Source organism: Ekhidna sp. (assembly GCF_965228795.1).
Classification (GTDB): Bacteria; Bacteroidota; Bacteroidia; order Cytophagales; family Cyclobacteriaceae; genus Ekhidna.
Genome location: NZ_OZ245839.1, coordinates 59,583 through 74,997, shown reverse-complemented (window position 1 = coordinate 74,997; position 15,415 = coordinate 59,583). Strand labels below are relative to the sequence as shown.

The 15,415-nt window shown below is 41.5% G+C and carries 15 protein-coding genes; 7 read left to right on the top strand and 8 right to left on the bottom strand.

What is annotated here, in order from left to right:
- Positions 1–3 precede the first annotated feature (3 nt).
- Entirely contained in the window at positions 4–735 is a 732-nt protein-coding gene (gene lptB / locus ACQK2H_RS00275) for an LPS export ABC transporter ATP-binding protein (protein WP_425389470.1), read from the bottom strand.
- A gap of 14 nt (positions 736–749) precedes the next feature.
- Complete coding sequence (gene recJ / locus ACQK2H_RS00270) at positions 750–2,447, bottom strand: single-stranded-DNA-specific exonuclease RecJ (protein ID WP_425389469.1); 1,698 nt, start codon at positions 2,445–2,447, stop codon at positions 750–752.
- A 31-nt stretch (positions 2,448–2,478) separates the two neighbouring features.
- Between recJ and ACQK2H_RS00265 the strand changes: the two genes are divergently transcribed.
- The 4 genes from ACQK2H_RS00265 to hemH are packed head-to-tail and all read left to right on the top strand — an operon-like array spanning position 2,479 to position 5,537.
- The gene (locus tag ACQK2H_RS00265; protein WP_425389468.1) at positions 2,479–3,258 is read left to right on the top strand and encodes a CHASE2 domain-containing protein; all 780 of its coding nucleotides are present in this window, start codon (positions 2,479–2,481) and stop codon (positions 3,256–3,258) included.
- A 12-nt stretch (positions 3,259–3,270) separates the two neighbouring features.
- Positions 3,271–3,903, top strand: coding sequence for a hypothetical protein (locus ACQK2H_RS00260; protein WP_425389467.1), 633 nt, complete (start codon positions 3,271–3,273; stop codon positions 3,901–3,903).
- A 27-nt stretch (positions 3,904–3,930) separates the two neighbouring features.
- A complete protein-coding gene (locus ACQK2H_RS00255) occupies positions 3,931–4,521 on the top strand; it encodes a VTT domain-containing protein (protein ID WP_425389466.1) in 591 nt (196 codons plus the stop codon).
- Between the two features lie 5 nt (positions 4,522–4,526).
- Positions 4,527–5,537 (top strand): ferrochelatase, encoded by a 1,011-nt coding sequence (hemH, locus tag ACQK2H_RS00250; RefSeq protein ID WP_425389465.1) that lies wholly within the window; start codon positions 4,527–4,529, stop codon positions 5,535–5,537.
- A gap of 35 nt (positions 5,538–5,572) precedes the next feature.
- Here hemH and ACQK2H_RS00245 read toward each other — a convergent pair whose 3' ends face one another.
- The 4 genes from ACQK2H_RS00245 to ACQK2H_RS00230 all read right to left on the bottom strand — a co-directional run bounded on the left by ACQK2H_RS00245 (position 5,573) and on the right by ACQK2H_RS00230 (position 8,317).
- Entirely contained in the window at positions 5,573–7,006 is a 1,434-nt protein-coding gene (locus tag ACQK2H_RS00245) for an N-acetylmuramoyl-L-alanine amidase (RefSeq protein ID WP_425389464.1), read from the bottom strand.
- A gap of 54 nt (positions 7,007–7,060) precedes the next feature.
- Positions 7,061–7,507, bottom strand: a complete 447-nt coding sequence (locus ACQK2H_RS00240) for a DoxX family protein (protein WP_425389463.1) — start codon at positions 7,505–7,507, stop codon at positions 7,061–7,063.
- Between the two features lie 211 nt (positions 7,508–7,718).
- Positions 7,719–8,069, bottom strand: a complete 351-nt coding sequence (locus ACQK2H_RS00235) for a type II toxin-antitoxin system PemK/MazF family toxin (RefSeq protein ID WP_425389462.1) — start codon at positions 8,067–8,069, stop codon at positions 7,719–7,721.
- On the bottom strand, positions 8,060–8,317 hold the full coding sequence (locus ACQK2H_RS00230) for a hypothetical protein (RefSeq protein ID WP_425389461.1): 258 nt from the start codon (positions 8,315–8,317) through the stop codon (positions 8,060–8,062). Before ACQK2H_RS00230 ends, ACQK2H_RS00235 begins: the two co-directional genes overlap by 10 nt.
- Positions 8,318–8,454: 137 nt before the next feature.
- Between ACQK2H_RS00230 and htpG the strand changes: the two genes are divergently transcribed.
- The 3 genes from htpG to ACQK2H_RS00215 all read left to right on the top strand — a co-directional run bounded on the left by htpG (position 8,455) and on the right by ACQK2H_RS00215 (position 13,962).
- Entirely contained in the window at positions 8,455–10,344 is a 1,890-nt protein-coding gene (htpG, locus tag ACQK2H_RS00225) for a molecular chaperone HtpG (RefSeq protein ID WP_425389460.1), read from the top strand.
- A 186-nt stretch (positions 10,345–10,530) separates the two neighbouring features.
- Positions 10,531–13,092 (top strand): M14 metallopeptidase family protein, encoded by a 2,562-nt coding sequence (locus ACQK2H_RS00220; RefSeq protein WP_425389459.1) that lies wholly within the window; start codon positions 10,531–10,533, stop codon positions 13,090–13,092.
- An 18-nt stretch (positions 13,093–13,110) separates the two neighbouring features.
- A complete protein-coding gene (locus ACQK2H_RS00215; RefSeq protein WP_425389458.1) occupies positions 13,111–13,962 on the top strand; it encodes a toxin-antitoxin system YwqK family antitoxin in 852 nt (283 codons plus the stop codon).
- Here ACQK2H_RS00215 and ACQK2H_RS00210 read toward each other — a convergent pair.
- Positions 13,959–14,414: a GNAT family N-acetyltransferase gene (locus ACQK2H_RS00210; protein ID WP_425389457.1), complete on the bottom strand. Its 456-nt coding sequence runs from the start codon at positions 14,412–14,414 to the stop codon at positions 13,959–13,961. The two genes, ACQK2H_RS00215 and ACQK2H_RS00210, sit on opposite strands and share 4 nt — an antisense overlap.
- Entirely contained in the window at positions 14,411–15,415 is a 1,005-nt protein-coding gene (locus tag ACQK2H_RS00205) for a lysophospholipid acyltransferase family protein (protein WP_425389456.1), read from the bottom strand. The genes ACQK2H_RS00210 and ACQK2H_RS00205 overlap by 4 nt, the downstream gene beginning before the upstream one ends.

Sequence of the window (15,415 nt, the reverse complement as noted above, 5' to 3'; positions counted from 1 at the left end):
ATTCTAAATCTTACGTTTCAATTCGAAATGCTTGCCAAGATATACTTTTCGTACCTGCTCATCATTGGCGAGCTCCTCCGCAGTACCAGCCTTCAGTAGCCTTCCTTCAAACATTAAGTATGCTCTGTCAGTGATTGAAAGGGTTTCGTTCACATTATGGTCTGTGATCAAAATACCTATGTTTTTATTTTTAAGCTGAGCAACGATGGTCTGAATTTCTTCTACTGCAATGGGGTCAACGCCTGCAAATGGCTCGTCCAGCAATACGAAGTTTGGATCCACAGCTAAGGCTCTAGCAATCTCTGTTCGTCTACGCTCTCCCCCTGATAGTACTTGTCCAAGGTTTTTTCGCACATGTGTCAGGCTAAATTCTTCCAGTAAGCTCTCACATTTTTCTTTTTGCTCTTGCTTGGTTTTCCCCGTCATTTCAAGAACCGCCAAAATATTGTCTTCCACGCTTAGTTTTCTAAAAACAGAAGCCTCCTGTGCCAGGTAACCGATTCCTTTTTTGGCCCTTCTGTACATGGGCAGTTCGGTGATATCTTCATGATCCAGATAAATATGCCCTTCATTCGGTTTTATCAGACCTACGATCATGTAGAACGAAGTGGTTTTACCCGCTCCATTAGGACCAAGCAAGCCTACAATCTCTCCAGTATTAACCGAGACAGAAATGTCATTGACGACCTTCCTTTTTTTATATTTCTTAACGAGATGTTCTGCGCGTAATTCCATAAACGAGCTGCAAGTTATGCATCAAATTTTACATCCTTGAGGTTCAAAATCAGTGACTTGTTTCCCAGGTAATTATTTTCCTCCAGATGATAGGCAATGTTAAAAGGTTCACCCACTTTCAAGTCGGCAATTTTATCTGCCATATTGAATCCAATAAACTCAAAAAGCTTGGTACTGTTCTCAGCGTGTACGAACCCCTTTATGTGTTTGTCTTTAATCACTTTTGGAATGGTGTCCACTATTACATTTTTTGTGCCAAAAACAGGCGACATGTTTTGGGGACCAAATGGGCCCATTTGACTCATCACATTATAAGTTTTGAAATTTATTGCCGTCAGAGGAATTTCTGTGTCGATTTCTATTTTCGGAATAAGCTGCTCTGGTAAAATTCGATCACTGACTATCTCTTCAAACCGATTGATAAATTTTTCAACGTTATCAACGGGCAATGTTAATCCTGCAGCATGGGTATGACCACCAAATTGTTCTAACAGGTCAGCGCATTCAGAGATTGCTTCATGCACATCAAATCCATCGACTGATCGGGCAGAACCGGTCGCTTTTCCATTGGATTTCGTGAGAATAATGGTAGGCCTGTGGTAGTGCTCTATGCACCTGGAAGCCACAATTCCTATCACGCCTTTGTGCCAATCTTCTTTGAAGAGGACGGTTGATTTGCGATCACCCGCTAAAGAAGCGATCATTTCCAGCGCTTCGGCAGTTATTGTCTGATCAAACTCACGGCGTTCTTTATTCCGGTCATTTAGATTGTCAGCAAATACATCCGTTTCTTTCGCATCTCCTATGAGGAGGTTTACTGATTCTTTCGCATGGGTTAGCCTTCCGGCAGCATTGATTCGTGGACCAATGGAGAACACCACGTCTGATATGGAAAATTCATTTTTCTTTCCGCTGATCTCAATCAAAGACTTCAGTCCGGCAGAAGGGGACTGATTTAGTTTTTTAAGTCCGTAAAATGCAAGGATCCTGTTTTCATCGACAATAGGCACAATGTCACTGGCGATGCTTACCGCTACTAAATCCAGGTATTCAAAAAGCTTTTCTTTTTCAATGGTGTTTTGCTGGCAAAATCCCTGAAGGAGTTTGAATCCCACTCCACACCCAGATAGCTCTTTGAAAGGGTATTTGCAGTTTTTCTGTTTGGGATCCAATAAGGCAAAAGCTTCAGGTAATTCATCACCCGGTAAGTGGTGATCACAGACTATTAAATCGATTCCTGCTTCTTTAGCCTGTTTTGCCCGATCTATTGCCCGAACTCCACAATCAAGTGCAATGATGAGGTTAAACTCATTTTCGATGGCGTAATCAATTCCCTTTTTTGAAATACCGTACCCTTCGGAGTACCTGTCGGGGATGTAGAATTCGAGATTATCAGTGAATTGTTTGAGAAAAAGATAGATCAAACTAACCGAGGTGGTACCGTCCACATCATAATCACCGTAGATCATGATTTTTTCTTCATTGAAGACAGCCTCTGTCAGTCGGTTGACTGCCTTGTCCATATTGAGCATGAGAAACGGATCATATAAGCGTGACAATGAAGGCCTGAAAAATTCTTTCGCCTCATCGAACGTGTGAATGCCTCTTTGCACTAAAATTTTGGCTAAATAGGCGTTTATATTGATCGCTTTGCTCAGCTGCTCAACAGTATCAGCATCCGGATTTTCTTTATATATCCACCTTTTTTCCATAGTTTAGAAACTTCACAAATATCTCATTTATATGCGAAAGAAAGTTTTAATCGCCCTGATAATCCTCATTGCTGTTGCCGGAATATTTTTTGTGGTGACCTTCAATCAAATGACAGATGAAGTTGAAACGTATGCGCCGATTAAAGAGGGTAAAGAAGATCGAATTGTGTTTTTTGATATTGGTGATGGTGATAGAGAATATCTCGCCCAGTTGATTGACTCCATTCAAAAATGCAACCCGAAGGTTTTAGCTATTGATATCTTTTTTGAAGACTTAAAAGATGCTAGAAAAGACTCACTCTTGATGGCAAGTTTGAATAGCAGCAATATTGTATTAGCAACCAAACATGATGGTTATAGAACCACTAATGTGCATGAAAACTTTTTAGAACAAGTTGATGCCTATGGGTACGCCCAATCAAAGATGAGGGGGAGGTATACTTCAGATGCGGTTTATTTCACAAAAGGCAAAGACAATCACTTTTCAGTGGAAATTGCTAAGATGTACGACCCTGAATTAAATATGGACTATATAAATGAGCGAAGAGATCAGGAAACCGATATCAAGTTTACACGGCTAGAGCATCAATTTAAAATTTACCCCTTCAAAGATTTTGACTTTAATTGCACAGAGATTGAAGGCAAAATTGCTTATATGGGTCCATTCAGCAACAACGAAGATTTACATGTTACAAAAGCAAGGTATCATGAAAAAAGCAAAAAATTTGAAGGTGTTAAAAATGAGCCTGATATGCATGGATCGATAGTGGTAGTCAATCAAGTTTTGATGATATTAGATCAAATAGAATGAGGGAATTATGAAATGAAAATCGCTCTGAATGAAATATGGAATTTTCTCAAGATGGTCAACAGCAAAGAGGAGGGTTGGTCCTACTCACTCTGTGCCGGTAAAGTGAAAATCGATTCGATCACTACTGAGACCATGCTTGCGCTGAAAGACGATGATTCCTATGACACTGAGCTGCTGCCTTCATTATTCACCTTCCGGGAAATTTTGTGGCAACCGGATGTATTCACGGAAGCATCCATGAGTGTGCCTTCTTTACGCATTCTAAAAGCCTTTTGCGATGAAGCTTGCACAGAGTTGGAGCAAAATGACAGAGCTTCCAATCAAATCTATATTCCGCTTATAAAAGGAATTGGAGCATGCAGTGCAAAGGCTATGAAGGCACTGGAAAAAGAGAAAGCAGATGTAAAGAAAATTTTGGGCGATTTTAGAACCTGTGCTTTTCCGGTCATCAAATTTTTCATTTATCACCCCAAAAACAGGCAGGACTATTATCAGGATGCTTTGAATCGCTTGAATTATGCCGTCAAAATAATGCTGACCCAATTTTATGGAAGATATACCGAACTCAAAGACCCGTACTGGAAGGTTTCTTTTTCTAAATCAAAAACAAAAAAAGATACTGAGCCTAAAGAAAAGGAACAATAGCTTTGCAATTCCAGTTTAGCATCAAACATGAGCCCAAAAGCCCAAAAAGAGTTACCGGATAAACGAAGGTTCCTTATAAGAAACCTTTTGAGGGGTTTTCTATGGTTGGCTGTAATTGTGATTGCTTTCATTTATGCCAGAAAAAATTACGATTTCACACTTGAGGCAGTGTTAGGGCCTGTCTATGATCGCCCAACAGTTGTTTATTTCATCTTTCTCGCATCTGAGGTGATTTTTGGGATCATTCCACCTGAGTTTTTTATGATTTGGTCACTGCGTAGCGAGGTGCTTTCCAACTATATCAATAACATCATCGCACTTTCCGCCATTTCGTATGTTGCAGGCATCATTGGTTTTGGAATAGGGGCCTACTTAAAGAACACCCGGTTTTATCGAATCATGAAAATTCGCGTTTTTGGAAAATTCGAGAAACACTTAAACAATTACGGAGGTTTTCTGGTCGTAGTAGCATCACTGACCCCTTTACCTTTCTCGGGGATTGCCATGCTGGTTGGGTCAGTGCATTATTCTTTTAAAAAATATCTATGGTTCTCGCTCTTTCGATTCCTGCGGTTTTTAGCCTATGGGATCGTGATTTGGGAAGCTAACATTATTTAATTCCAATGAAGAAAAAGGGAATTTTACTTGTGAATTTGGGCACACCGGATTCTACTGCAGTATCAGATGTCAGGAAGTATCTAAGAGAGTTTCTAATGGATAAGCGCGTGATTGATATTCCTGCGTTCCCAAGATTTTTGCTGGTACAAGGGATTATAGCCCCCTTTCGTGCCCCCAAGTCTGCCAAAGAATATCGAAAGCTATGGGACGAACGAGGATCACCACTTAAATACTATACGGAAGATATCACTGAGCTTTTGTCCAAAAAATTGTCTGAAGAATACTCAGTGAAATTTGCGATGAGGTATCAAAGTCCTTCATTGGATTCAGTATTAAAAGAATTTCAAGACGAAGAGGTAGCATCACTACACGTCATTCCATTGTTTCCACAGTATGCATCTGCTACATCCGGATCGGTGATTGATAAGGTGATGGAAATCACCAGTAAGTGGCAGATCATTCCCGAAATCACATTCACCTCACAGTTTTTGGAGGAAGAACTCTTCATTGAAACAATCTGTGATCAGGGTAAAAAACTAATGGATGAAGCGGATTACGATCACTACGTTTTTAGCTATCACGGGCTGCCTGAACGACAGATTCGAAAAGGATCTTACGGTGACTACTGTCAGTTAGGTTCGTGCTGTTCCACCCTCAATGAACATAATCGATATTGCTATCGGGCGCAGTGTTTTGAAACTACACGCCTGGTTACAGCCAAGCTGGGAATCAAGCAAGAAGATTATACCGTCTGCTTTCAATCCCGGTTAGGGAAAGACCCATGGGTGAAGCCATACACAGAAGATGTGCTGAAGGAGCTCGCTAAAAATGGCAAGAAAAAGGTACTGGCTTTTTCACCGGCTTTCGTTTCAGATTGTTTGGAAACGACCATCGAGGTAGGTCAGGAATACCATGAAGAATTCCTGGAAGCTGGTGGCGAAGTTTGGGACTTGGTACCCAGTTTGAATGCGGAAGAGAAATGGGTGGAGTGTTTGAAATCCATGGTTCTCAAGTAACTCAAGATTAGGTTTGCTAGCGAGAGCACAATAAGTCACTGAACAACTATTCGCTTCTTGAATCGCTGATTTTGTGTTTCTATGTCAAGAATATAAATGCCGGATTCGATCCCACCCATCTCAAATCTGGTTTGCTGCCATGATTCAATCGTTTTCCCGTTAATGTCCAGGAGTCGGCTATTAACAATCTTCTCCTTAAAATCAATGGTCAATTCCTCAAAAGCTTGTACGGGATTGGGAAAAACTACCGGTTCATCCTTCAAGGTGCTTACTTGGATATAGTTCGTCAATTGTAATGTGTCGGTAATGGAGCCAGTCCTTCCTACTACGGTAACATCAAAAAAGCCGGGCCTAGCATAAGATACATAAACAGTTTCTCCGTTGATCTTACCAGGAATTCCTCCCGGGAGTATCCAGATGAATTCATCATAGGAGCCATTTGCACTCAATGTTAATTGCTCCTGGACCTCTATCAAGGTAGTATCTGCGATTACGACGAGCGGTTCACTAACTGCACAAGCATCGAGCTCATTTGATACATTACTTCTGATGCCGTTCAACATGGAGTAGACATTTTCTCCTGGGCATAATGTAGAACACCCGTCTCTATGTCCGATGACTGTTCCCAGATTACCAAGCGGATGATTATAGCTCTGAAATGGATCTCCCTCCTGGCTGTAAAGCTGATAGGTTAGCAATGACTTTAATGTTTCAATGCTAACAGATGTAGGCGATGCAGTCTCATAATTCCCCAGTAAGCATACTCCGAGGGTGTTGCTGTTGGCACCACAAAAATGTGCACCTCTTACCTGATCCTGGCTTCCGTTACCGGGATCTCTACCGGCGTATAATGTGCCATCTTGAGCGATTAAATAATTGTAGCCAATGTCAGACCACCCGTTTACCTGGGTGTGGTACAGGTAGATATCCCTTACTACCTGGGTGTAATTCATATTCGAATTAGATCCTGCTGAGTGATGCACCACATTGTGAAATACTTCATGAAAGGATCGTGAATAGTTTGGTTCAGGCAGGCCGCTCCTCCAGGTTTCCTGCGGAACAGACGGTGGAGGCTCTTCACAAGGAGCACTTTGTTGTCTTCTAAATTTCGAGGAATTGATGGGTGGCGCTGTGCCGCTTGTTATTAAAAAAATCGTATAATCATAACCACGCGGAGCTTGAATAATGAGTGATTTAGTTGGCTGTGGCAGGGACAAAAAATAGGTTGGAGTGCTAACATCCGCATCACGAGGTATGTGTAGCTCGTTGTTACCGATGATTTTAAAAAGTCCTTCCCGATCAGATTTGATTGCAATAGCGGTAATAAAATCAATCGATCGCAATGTAAAAACAGTATCACTGCTTTGCGTTTGATAGGATTCCACAAACGGACTTTTATAGATGAGTTTTTGTCCGTCTACAGCAAAGGATGACACCAGTAAGGTGAGAAAAATTAGCTTTTGCTTCATTCAGATTATGAAACGCAATTATGGGAAAATCATTCTGTTCTGCTGCATAGAATTTTAATATTCCAGGAGTTCTTCATCTTCCCATTGAAACTCAAAATTGGAAGTCTTGCGCTCTACGCGTTGCATGTTCCAGTAAAGCACAATCCACAAAGAACAAAAGATGACGATAATACTGAGAATAAATAAAGTGCCTCCATCATCATTTACAATAAAACCCAGTTTAGTAAAGTGTAGGAAGTTAGCAGCACTGATAATGCTTAAGGAAATGATAGCTCCGATTATGTAATAATTGGTGAGAAGGAAAATAGTTGATACGGTTTCAATGGAAGCGATTAAATATCGTCCCCATGGTTCCCATCCGATCTGTTCAAAAATCCACACACTTTCCTCTGAACCACTAAACTTGAATGGGAGCGTTTGAGCCAGGATGATTGCAACAATCAGTCGAGGAATGATGTGAACCAAATCCTTGGTTTTAAACGAATGAAATATGGGCCTCACCTTCATGGTTTTAAGGTTAAAGTTAGATGTCTAAAGTATCGCATTTCATCCACTAACACCATATGGCGCTCGGCCTTTCATGACTATTTGGAATCCACAAGACAAGTTGTTGCTATTTCAATCTGCTTAGATGGGTTTTGAGCCTTAATACGGGCGTCACTTTACCCGAAAAGATGAAAAGCTGGTAAGGTGCGCGGATCGGATTAGGTGGTCATTCTAAATCTAATATGATTTTAAGACTCCTTCTAATTGAAGTCCGATTGCCCATTGACAAAGTGCCTAACTTTCGAATCAATCGCCGGTTATCTATTGATCGAATCTGATCTACTATAACCCATGATTTCGATTTCAAACCATTTTCAGCTGACGGATCAATCTTTACTTTGGTGATTTCTGATTGAGATGTCTTGGACGTTACAGGGCAGATTAATGTGGAATCGCTCAGGTTATTAATCAGATTTGTTTGAACTATAAGAATTGGCCTTACTTTCCCGATTTCGGTTCCTCTTTGAGGGTTTAAATTGGCAAGCCAAATATCAAAATGCCTAATGTTTAATTCCATTCATCCTTTAAATTTTCCAACCCTTCATTTGACAGATGATCATACTCATCTATAATCTCTCGATTTAAATTTCGATCTTCATTAATTTCTTTTGCTAGCTGTTCTTTAAGCTCTTCACGTTCTTTTTTCCTTGTATACTCCATCACAGCCTCCATTACATAGCCGCTTCGGTTTTTATCCATTGCCTTTCTGTATTTCTCTACTTTCTCATAGACATCATCCGGTATTTTTAAGCTAATCGTTTTCATTGGGAATTACAATTGGTAGACTAAAAGTAATACGAATTTCAATACCAACAAGTTTTTCTGCCAACCTGTCAGTTTTGTAGCTCTGGAACAGAATTTGAGTTTAGGGCTCTGAGTAACATAAAAATTGGATTCAGACGATGGCAGAGAAAGGTACAATCTCAATACACACGGAAAATATATTTCCGATCATTAAGAAATTCTTGTATTCTGATCACGAAATCTTTCTTCGTGAGTTGGTTTCAAACGCAGTAGATGCTTCCCAAAAGATCAAGCAGCTTGCATCACTTGGTGAATACTCAGGAGAGCTCGGAGACTTGACTGTCGAAGTGTCATTCGATAAAAAGAAGAAAACCATTACGGTTTCCGATAATGGTATCGGCATGACAGCCGATGAGATCAAGAAATACATCAACCAGATTGCATTCTCCGGTGCAACTGAGTTTGTAGAGAAATACAAAGACAATGCGGACAACCAGCAGATCATTGGTCATTTTGGTCTGGGTTTCTACTCAGCTTTCATGGTAGCGAAAAAAGTAGAGATCGATACGCTCTCTCACCAGGAAGGCGCTGAGCCGGCACACTGGTCATGTACCGGCGATACGGACTTTGAGATTAAAAAAGGCAAAAGAAAAACCAGAGGAACAGACATTACCCTTCACATAGCGGATGATTCAGAGGAATTCCTGGATGAACACAGAATCCAGGGAATACTGGAGAAATATTCCAAATTCTTGCCAATTCCGATCAAGTTTGGTCAGAAGGACAATCAGGTAGAGGACGGTAAAGACAAAGACGGTAATCCGAAATACAAAACGCAAAAAGTTGATAACATCATCAACGATACCGATCCTATCTGGACGAAATCGCCAAGCGACCTGAAGGATCAGGGTTACCTGGATTTTTATAAAACCTTATATCCGTTTAGTGAAGATCCATTGTTCTGGATTCACCTAAACGTGGATTATCCATTCAACCTGACAGGAGTTCTTTATTTCCCTAAGTTGAAAAAGGATTTTGAAATACAGAAAAACAAAATTCAACTGTACTCCAGACAGGTCTTCATTACCGATGAGGTGAAAGATGTGGTGCCTGAATTCTTGCAGTTGCTACACGGAGTAATTGACTCTCCGGACATTCCATTGAATGTTTCCAGAAGTTACTTGCAGTCCGATTCAAACGTGAAAAAGATCAATGGATACATCACAAAAAAAGTAGCAGATAAGCTTGGAGAGCTTTTCAAAAACGATAGAAAAGGATACGAGGAGAAGTGGGAAGACATTGGCGTATTTGTAAAATACGGAATGATCTCAGAGGAGAAGTTTGATGAAAAGGCCAAAGATTTTGCTTTGGTTAAGAACATGGAGGGCAAATACTTCACTACAGAGGAGTATAAAAAGCACATCGAAGCTAACCAGACAAACAAGGACAAAAACGTGGTGGCGCTTTACACGACCAACAAGGATAAGCAGCATGGCTACATCGAAACAGCTAAGAAGCGAAGCTATGATGTGATTGAATTAAGCGGTCCGATTGACAGCCACTTCATCAGCCATCTGGAGCAGAAAAACGAAAAATTCCAGCTTCAACGAGTAGATGCTGATGTGATTGATAAGCTGATCGATAAAGACGAAAAGAAAGAATCAGTGCTTTCAGAGAAAGAGCAGGAGTCAATCAAAGAGATCTTTGAAAAAGCAATCAACAATAAAAACAACAGTGTGGCTGTTCAGCCGATGGCGACAGACGATCTCCCGGTGACCATCACGTTACCGGAGTTTATGCGTCGGATGAAAGACATGCAAGCGACAGGAGGTGGCCCAATGATGTTTGGCGACATGCCGATGACATTGTCAGTGGCTGTGAACGCCAACCATGCGATGACCAAGAAGATTCTGGAGGCTGACTCTGACGAAGCGAAGCAGAAGCTTGCGAAGCAGGCGTATGATCTGGCACTGCTTTCTCAAGGCATGCTGGAAGGAAAAGATCTGACAGACTTTGTGAATCGAAGTGTGGAGTTGAGCTTGGCATAAAATTAGAAGTCACCCTGAACTTGTTTCAGGGTCTTCTTCAAGAGATGCTATGCCTATACTCAGCAGAGTATATGAAAAATAAACCCGCTCAATCAAGCGGGTTTTTTTATTTTCTGACCACCCATCAAACCCTGCTTTTTTCTCCTTGTTCTATTTCTTAGATTAGTCCTCTTAAAAATCAAGAATATGAAGAAGCACCTCACCTTACTTTTAACGATTATTTCCTTTTGGTCTTTTGCACAGGTAGACATGGCCTATTATCTGCCGGAAGGCGTATCCTACAATCCTGATATACCTACTCCACAAGAAGTTTTGGGCTACCATCCCGGAGAATGGCACGTGAGCCATGACCAATTGCTTTATTATATGCGAGAAGTTTCTGCAGCTTCTGATCGAATGATGATGCAGGAAATTGGTCGCACCTACGAGGGTAGACCTCTGGTGCATATCACAGTTTCCAGTCCTGTAAACCTTGCCAACCTGGAACAGATTAAAGCTGACCATAAAAAATTAACAGATCCATCCGCATCCGGTGCTTTAACTACCGATGAGATGCCCATTGTGATGTGGTTGGGATACTCGGTGCATGGAAATGAAGCCAGTGGGTCGAATGCTTCGCTGCTTACCGCCTATTATCTGGCTGCAGCAATAGGTCCTGAAATTGACGAGATGCTTGAAAACTCCATCATCATTCTGGACCCATCATTCAACCCGGACGGGCTACACCGATTCTCTACGTGGGTAAACATGCACCGATCACATGTGATCAATCCTGATCCAAATGACAGAGAGTACGATGAAGCATGGCCGGGCGGAAGAACGAACCATTATTGGTTTGACTTGAACAGAGACTGGTTGCCACTTCAGCACCCGGAATCCAGGGCAAGGATTGCACGGTTTCATGAGTGGAAACCAAATATTCTGACGGACCATCATGAAATGGGCACAAATTCTACCTTCTTTTTCCAACCGGGAATTCCAGCGAGGAAATTTCCATGGACACCAGACAAGAATGTGGAATTGACACACAAGATGGCAGCATTTCATGCCAAATACCTCGACGATATTGGGTCATTATACTACAGCGAAGAAAGTTTTGACGATTTCTATATTGGCAAAGGATCTACCTATCCCGATGTGAATGGAAGTGTAGGAATTTTATTTGAGCAAGCCAGTTCTCGGGGACATGCTCAGGAAAATGATTATGGCATACTGACCTTCCCGATGGCTGTTAGAAATCACTTCACGGCTTCCCTTTCAACGCTCGCTTCAGGAATCGCTCATCGCAAAGAATTCCTGGACTATCAGCGAGAATTCTATCAGGGGGCACGCAATCTGGCATCCCGAGATGCGGTGAAGGCCTATGTTTTTGGCTCTGATAAAGATCCTTATAGAAATTACGAATTGGCTAAAATGCTCATCCAACATGAAATCGACGTGTATGCGCTGAGTAGTGACCTAAATAAAGGAGGTGAATCCTTTAAAAAGGATAATGCATTTGTTGTTCCAATGAATCAGGAGCAGTATCGCTTGGCCAAAGCGATCTTTGAAACACGTACGACATTTAACGACAGCCTCTTTTATGATGTGTCTACCTGGACCATGCCGTTGGCATTTAATCTGCCTTACGCAGAACTGAACAGTAAAGACATGGGTGCTATAAGCCTGGGCAATCCGGTTGAATCGGTTGATATGCCAACTGGTGCATTGCTAGGAGAAAAGGGAGCTTATGCGTATGCCATCGAGCCTTATGGATACCTTTCATTTAAAGCGATCAATCGTCTGCTCAGCAGGAAAGTCGTAGTACAGATGCTAAATGAAGTACATAACGACGGCACCAGAACTTACCCAAGAGGTACAATGATCATTCCTGTCGGGGTGCAGGAAAATAAGCGTGCACTGATCGAACAAACCATAGATGAAATAGTGAGGGAAGATGCAGTGAATGTCTACTCACTTAATACAGGCCTGGCCCGATCAGGTGTAGATCTTGGAAGTAGAAGCAACTCCACGATGAAAGAGCCGAAAATTGCTGTGTTGGTAGAAGGAGGAGTGAGCAGCTATGAGGCTGGTGAGGTATGGCACCTCTTGGATCAGCGTTATAAAATGAAGGTCACTTTGCTACCGGTAGATCGTCTCAGCAGGGATTTATCAAGATACAATCGAATCATCATCCCAAATATGTGGGGAGGGGCTAGTGAATCGCAGAAGAAAAACCTAAAAGAATGGATCTCCCAGGGCGGTGTTGTTATCGCCTGGAAAAATGGTGGGAAGTGGTTGGCTGATTCTGAGATTACAGGAGTGACTTTTAAGAATGGTGACGATGACGAGGAGAAAGAAGAGCCATTTAAAGCCTATGAAAATCTGGATGAAGAGCGTGGTGCTCAGGTAACAGGAGGCTCTATTTTTGAAGCGAAAGTAGATTTAACGCACCCGTTGGCGTATGGGATGCAAAGTGATCGAATGGCACTTTTTAGAAACCACAATTTGGTAATGGAGAAATCCAAGAACGCGTACGCTAATCCATTTGTTTATACTGAAAGTCCGCTGCTCTCGGGGTATGTCTCTGAGGAGAACCTGGAACGATTTAAAAATTCGCCTGCAGTGACCGTTTCTAATGTAGGTAGAGGAAAAGTGATTACTTTGGCGGATAATCCGAATTTCAGAGCATTCTGGTACGGAACCAATAAAATCTTCATGAATGCGTTGTTTTTTGGAGAAGCAATTAGCCGTGGTGCCGGAGAATAATAAACGATACACAGCTGGATGAAAATTCAGATTAAAATATTAATAATAGTTAGCCTCATGTTTATGGGGCTTTCTGTTTTTGCTCAGGATGGGGAGTCGCTAGAAGACATATTCAAGGTCGACTATGATACACCACTCACGCTTGATTTAGAAGCAGAAGAGAAGGAAGACGCAGAAATAGAGCCGGTCAAACAAAAGAAAAAGAAGAAAAAGAAAAACGTCTACTTTGGGATCAAAACAAAAAAAGCATTCGCGCGATCCGGATTTGGTAATGACGTCATCTTTGAGATTTTTAATGTTCTAAAAGAATACGAAGGTCCGCCGGAATATGCCTCGGACTTTTATTGGTTTGATTATAAGAAAAAGAAAATCATCAACTCCTTACGTGTAGACAAGCGCAATGCCGGAGTGCTACATGGACCGTACAAAAAAATGCTCGGAGACCAGGTAATCGAGGAGGGTTGGTACTATAGAGGACTCAAACATAGAAGGTGGGTGCGGTTCAACAGGCATGACATTCTTCAGGATAAATCTTACTGGTGGAAAGGTTGGCCTCAAGAATCGAAATTGGCCTATTATGACTTTAAGAAAACCAAATTGAAAGAGGTGATTCCGGTTCATTTTGGAGAACGAGATGGTGAGTACTGGGCCTTCCACGAAGATGGATCAGTGGCAGTTCGTGGTAATTATAAATTTGGTCATAAAGTTGAATTATGGAGAGAGTATTATGATGGAGGCCGTGTAAAAAGGGAAGTCATGTATCCGAAAGATCCTTTCAATTTTGAGTTTGACCCATACATTGTGAGGGAGTGGGATAGCAAGGGAACGCTGATCTATGACCGAAGTAAGTTTTTAAAAAGCAGGCGTTAAAGCTTCAATTCCATTTGCACATTACATCGTGCATAGGGAGAGCAATATCCTTCCACATCCTTAAATCCCAATTTCTTATACAAGTTGATGGCTGGTTTTAACACAGTGTTTGTTTCGAGATAAATGGTGTCTGCTCCAAGTTCTTTCGCTTTTTCAATGGTTGCCAGGCCTATTTTCCAGCCGATTTTCTTTCCCTGAGCCTCAGGGGAAACAGCCATCTTCGCCAACTCAAAGGTTTTGTCTTTCATTTTAATCAGCGCACAGGTTCCTATGGGGTTTCCATTTAATGTAGCAATTAAAATAGCTCCTCCTTTGTCCAGAATGTAGCCTTGAGGATCGCTGAGCATGTGTCTGTCTGAATCCTCCATCTCAAAGTATTGATTGATCCATGCCTCATTTAATTCCTTGAATGCCTGAGCATGTTTGGGTAGGTAGTTAGTGATTTCAATCATCGTTGATAACTATAGAACAGTCCTAAAACCATTACTATAACCGCCAAGATGCCAATATTAATTCCCACAGTCAGTGAAAGCAACAAAAAAACTGTCAACCACCATAAAGGAAAAGCAATCAATCCGATGGATAATTTGAACGTTGCATGAAAAACCACATCATCCGTTTTTCGAAGTTTTCTACCGATAATATAGAATGGTAAGGGATTCAGAAATCTTGCTAGTCGGTGTTTTTTAGGCTTCCTTTTTACATAAGAGGTTTCTTTGATATTCAGGTTTTTCAGCTCATCGAATGACAATGCTTCATGTTTTCGCTGAAAGATCAATTGCTTCCTTTCTTCATAGTCAGCAGTTTCCTCGGGTATCACCAGTGTTAACTTCATTGCCTTGCTGATTGCCTCTCGCATGGCTATTAAGCCCTTTGCCTGCTGCTGTTCAAAACCTGAAACAAACGGACTAACTGCAACGGGCTCTCCGAACTTGATCAACACCGTGGATTGAGATTTTCGATGCTCGAAGAAATTTAGCCCAACGGGCAATATGTGAAGCTTTTCATCTAACTGAAGCTGAGATTGTATGGCAAGACGGGCAGCTCCCTTGGTCAGTGGTCTCAAATAGTATTCTTTTCCGTGATTGCCCTCAGCAAATATGAGTACCGATTGGTTTTGCTTAAAAATATTGAAGCATGCATCGAAGACCTGATCATTTTGGGAGAGCTTGGAATAGCCGTCTCGAATACGATAGATCGGCATCATATTTATCAGCTTCAATAGTGGACTTGTCCACTTGTTGAATACGTCTGAGCGGGTTAAATAATGAAGTGGAATTGGGATGAAAGCTCCTACAAGTAAAGGATCTAATAGTGCATTTTGATGGTTGGGAGTAACAAGAAGGGGTACATTTTTTGGTACATTCTCAATCCCCTCAATCTTTATTTTATGGAAATACAACCGAAGCGAAAAACGCATGAGCAACCTAATACATGCGTAGACCACATTCAT

Coding starts and splice junctions, on each gene's coding strand:
- ACQK2H_RS00205 (WP_425389456.1), bottom strand. CDS start 15,415: ATGAATGTGGTCTACGCATGTATTAGGTTGCTCATGCGTTTTTCGCTT.
- ACQK2H_RS00215 (WP_425389458.1), top strand. CDS start 13,111: ATGAAAATTCAGATTAAAATATTAATAATAGTTAGCCTCATGTTTATG.
- hemH (WP_425389465.1), top strand. CDS start 4,527: ATGAAGAAAAAGGGAATTTTACTTGTGAATTTGGGCACACCGGATTCT.
- ACQK2H_RS00210 (WP_425389457.1), bottom strand. CDS start 14,414: ATGATTGAAATCACTAACTACCTACCCAAACATGCTCAGGCATTCAAG.
- ACQK2H_RS00260 (WP_425389467.1), top strand. CDS start 3,271: ATGAAAATCGCTCTGAATGAAATATGGAATTTTCTCAAGATGGTCAAC.
- recJ (WP_425389469.1), bottom strand. CDS start 2,447: ATGGAAAAAAGGTGGATATATAAAGAAAATCCGGATGCTGATACTGTT.
- ACQK2H_RS00255 (WP_425389466.1), top strand. CDS start 3,931: ATGAGCCCAAAAGCCCAAAAAGAGTTACCGGATAAACGAAGGTTCCTT.
- htpG (WP_425389460.1), top strand. CDS start 8,455: ATGGCAGAGAAAGGTACAATCTCAATACACACGGAAAATATATTTCCG.
- ACQK2H_RS00245 (WP_425389464.1), bottom strand. CDS start 7,006: ATGAAGCAAAAGCTAATTTTTCTCACCTTACTGGTGTCATCCTTTGCT.
- ACQK2H_RS00265 (WP_425389468.1), top strand. CDS start 2,479: ATGCGAAAGAAAGTTTTAATCGCCCTGATAATCCTCATTGCTGTTGCC.
- ACQK2H_RS00220 (WP_425389459.1), top strand. CDS start 10,531: ATGAAGAAGCACCTCACCTTACTTTTAACGATTATTTCCTTTTGGTCT.
- ACQK2H_RS00230 (WP_425389461.1), bottom strand. CDS start 8,317: ATGAAAACGATTAGCTTAAAAATACCGGATGATGTCTATGAGAAAGTA.
- ACQK2H_RS00235 (WP_425389462.1), bottom strand. CDS start 8,069: ATGGAATTAAACATTAGGCATTTTGATATTTGGCTTGCCAATTTAAAC.
- lptB (WP_425389470.1), bottom strand. CDS start 735: ATGGAATTACGCGCAGAACATCTCGTTAAGAAATATAAAAAAAGGAAG.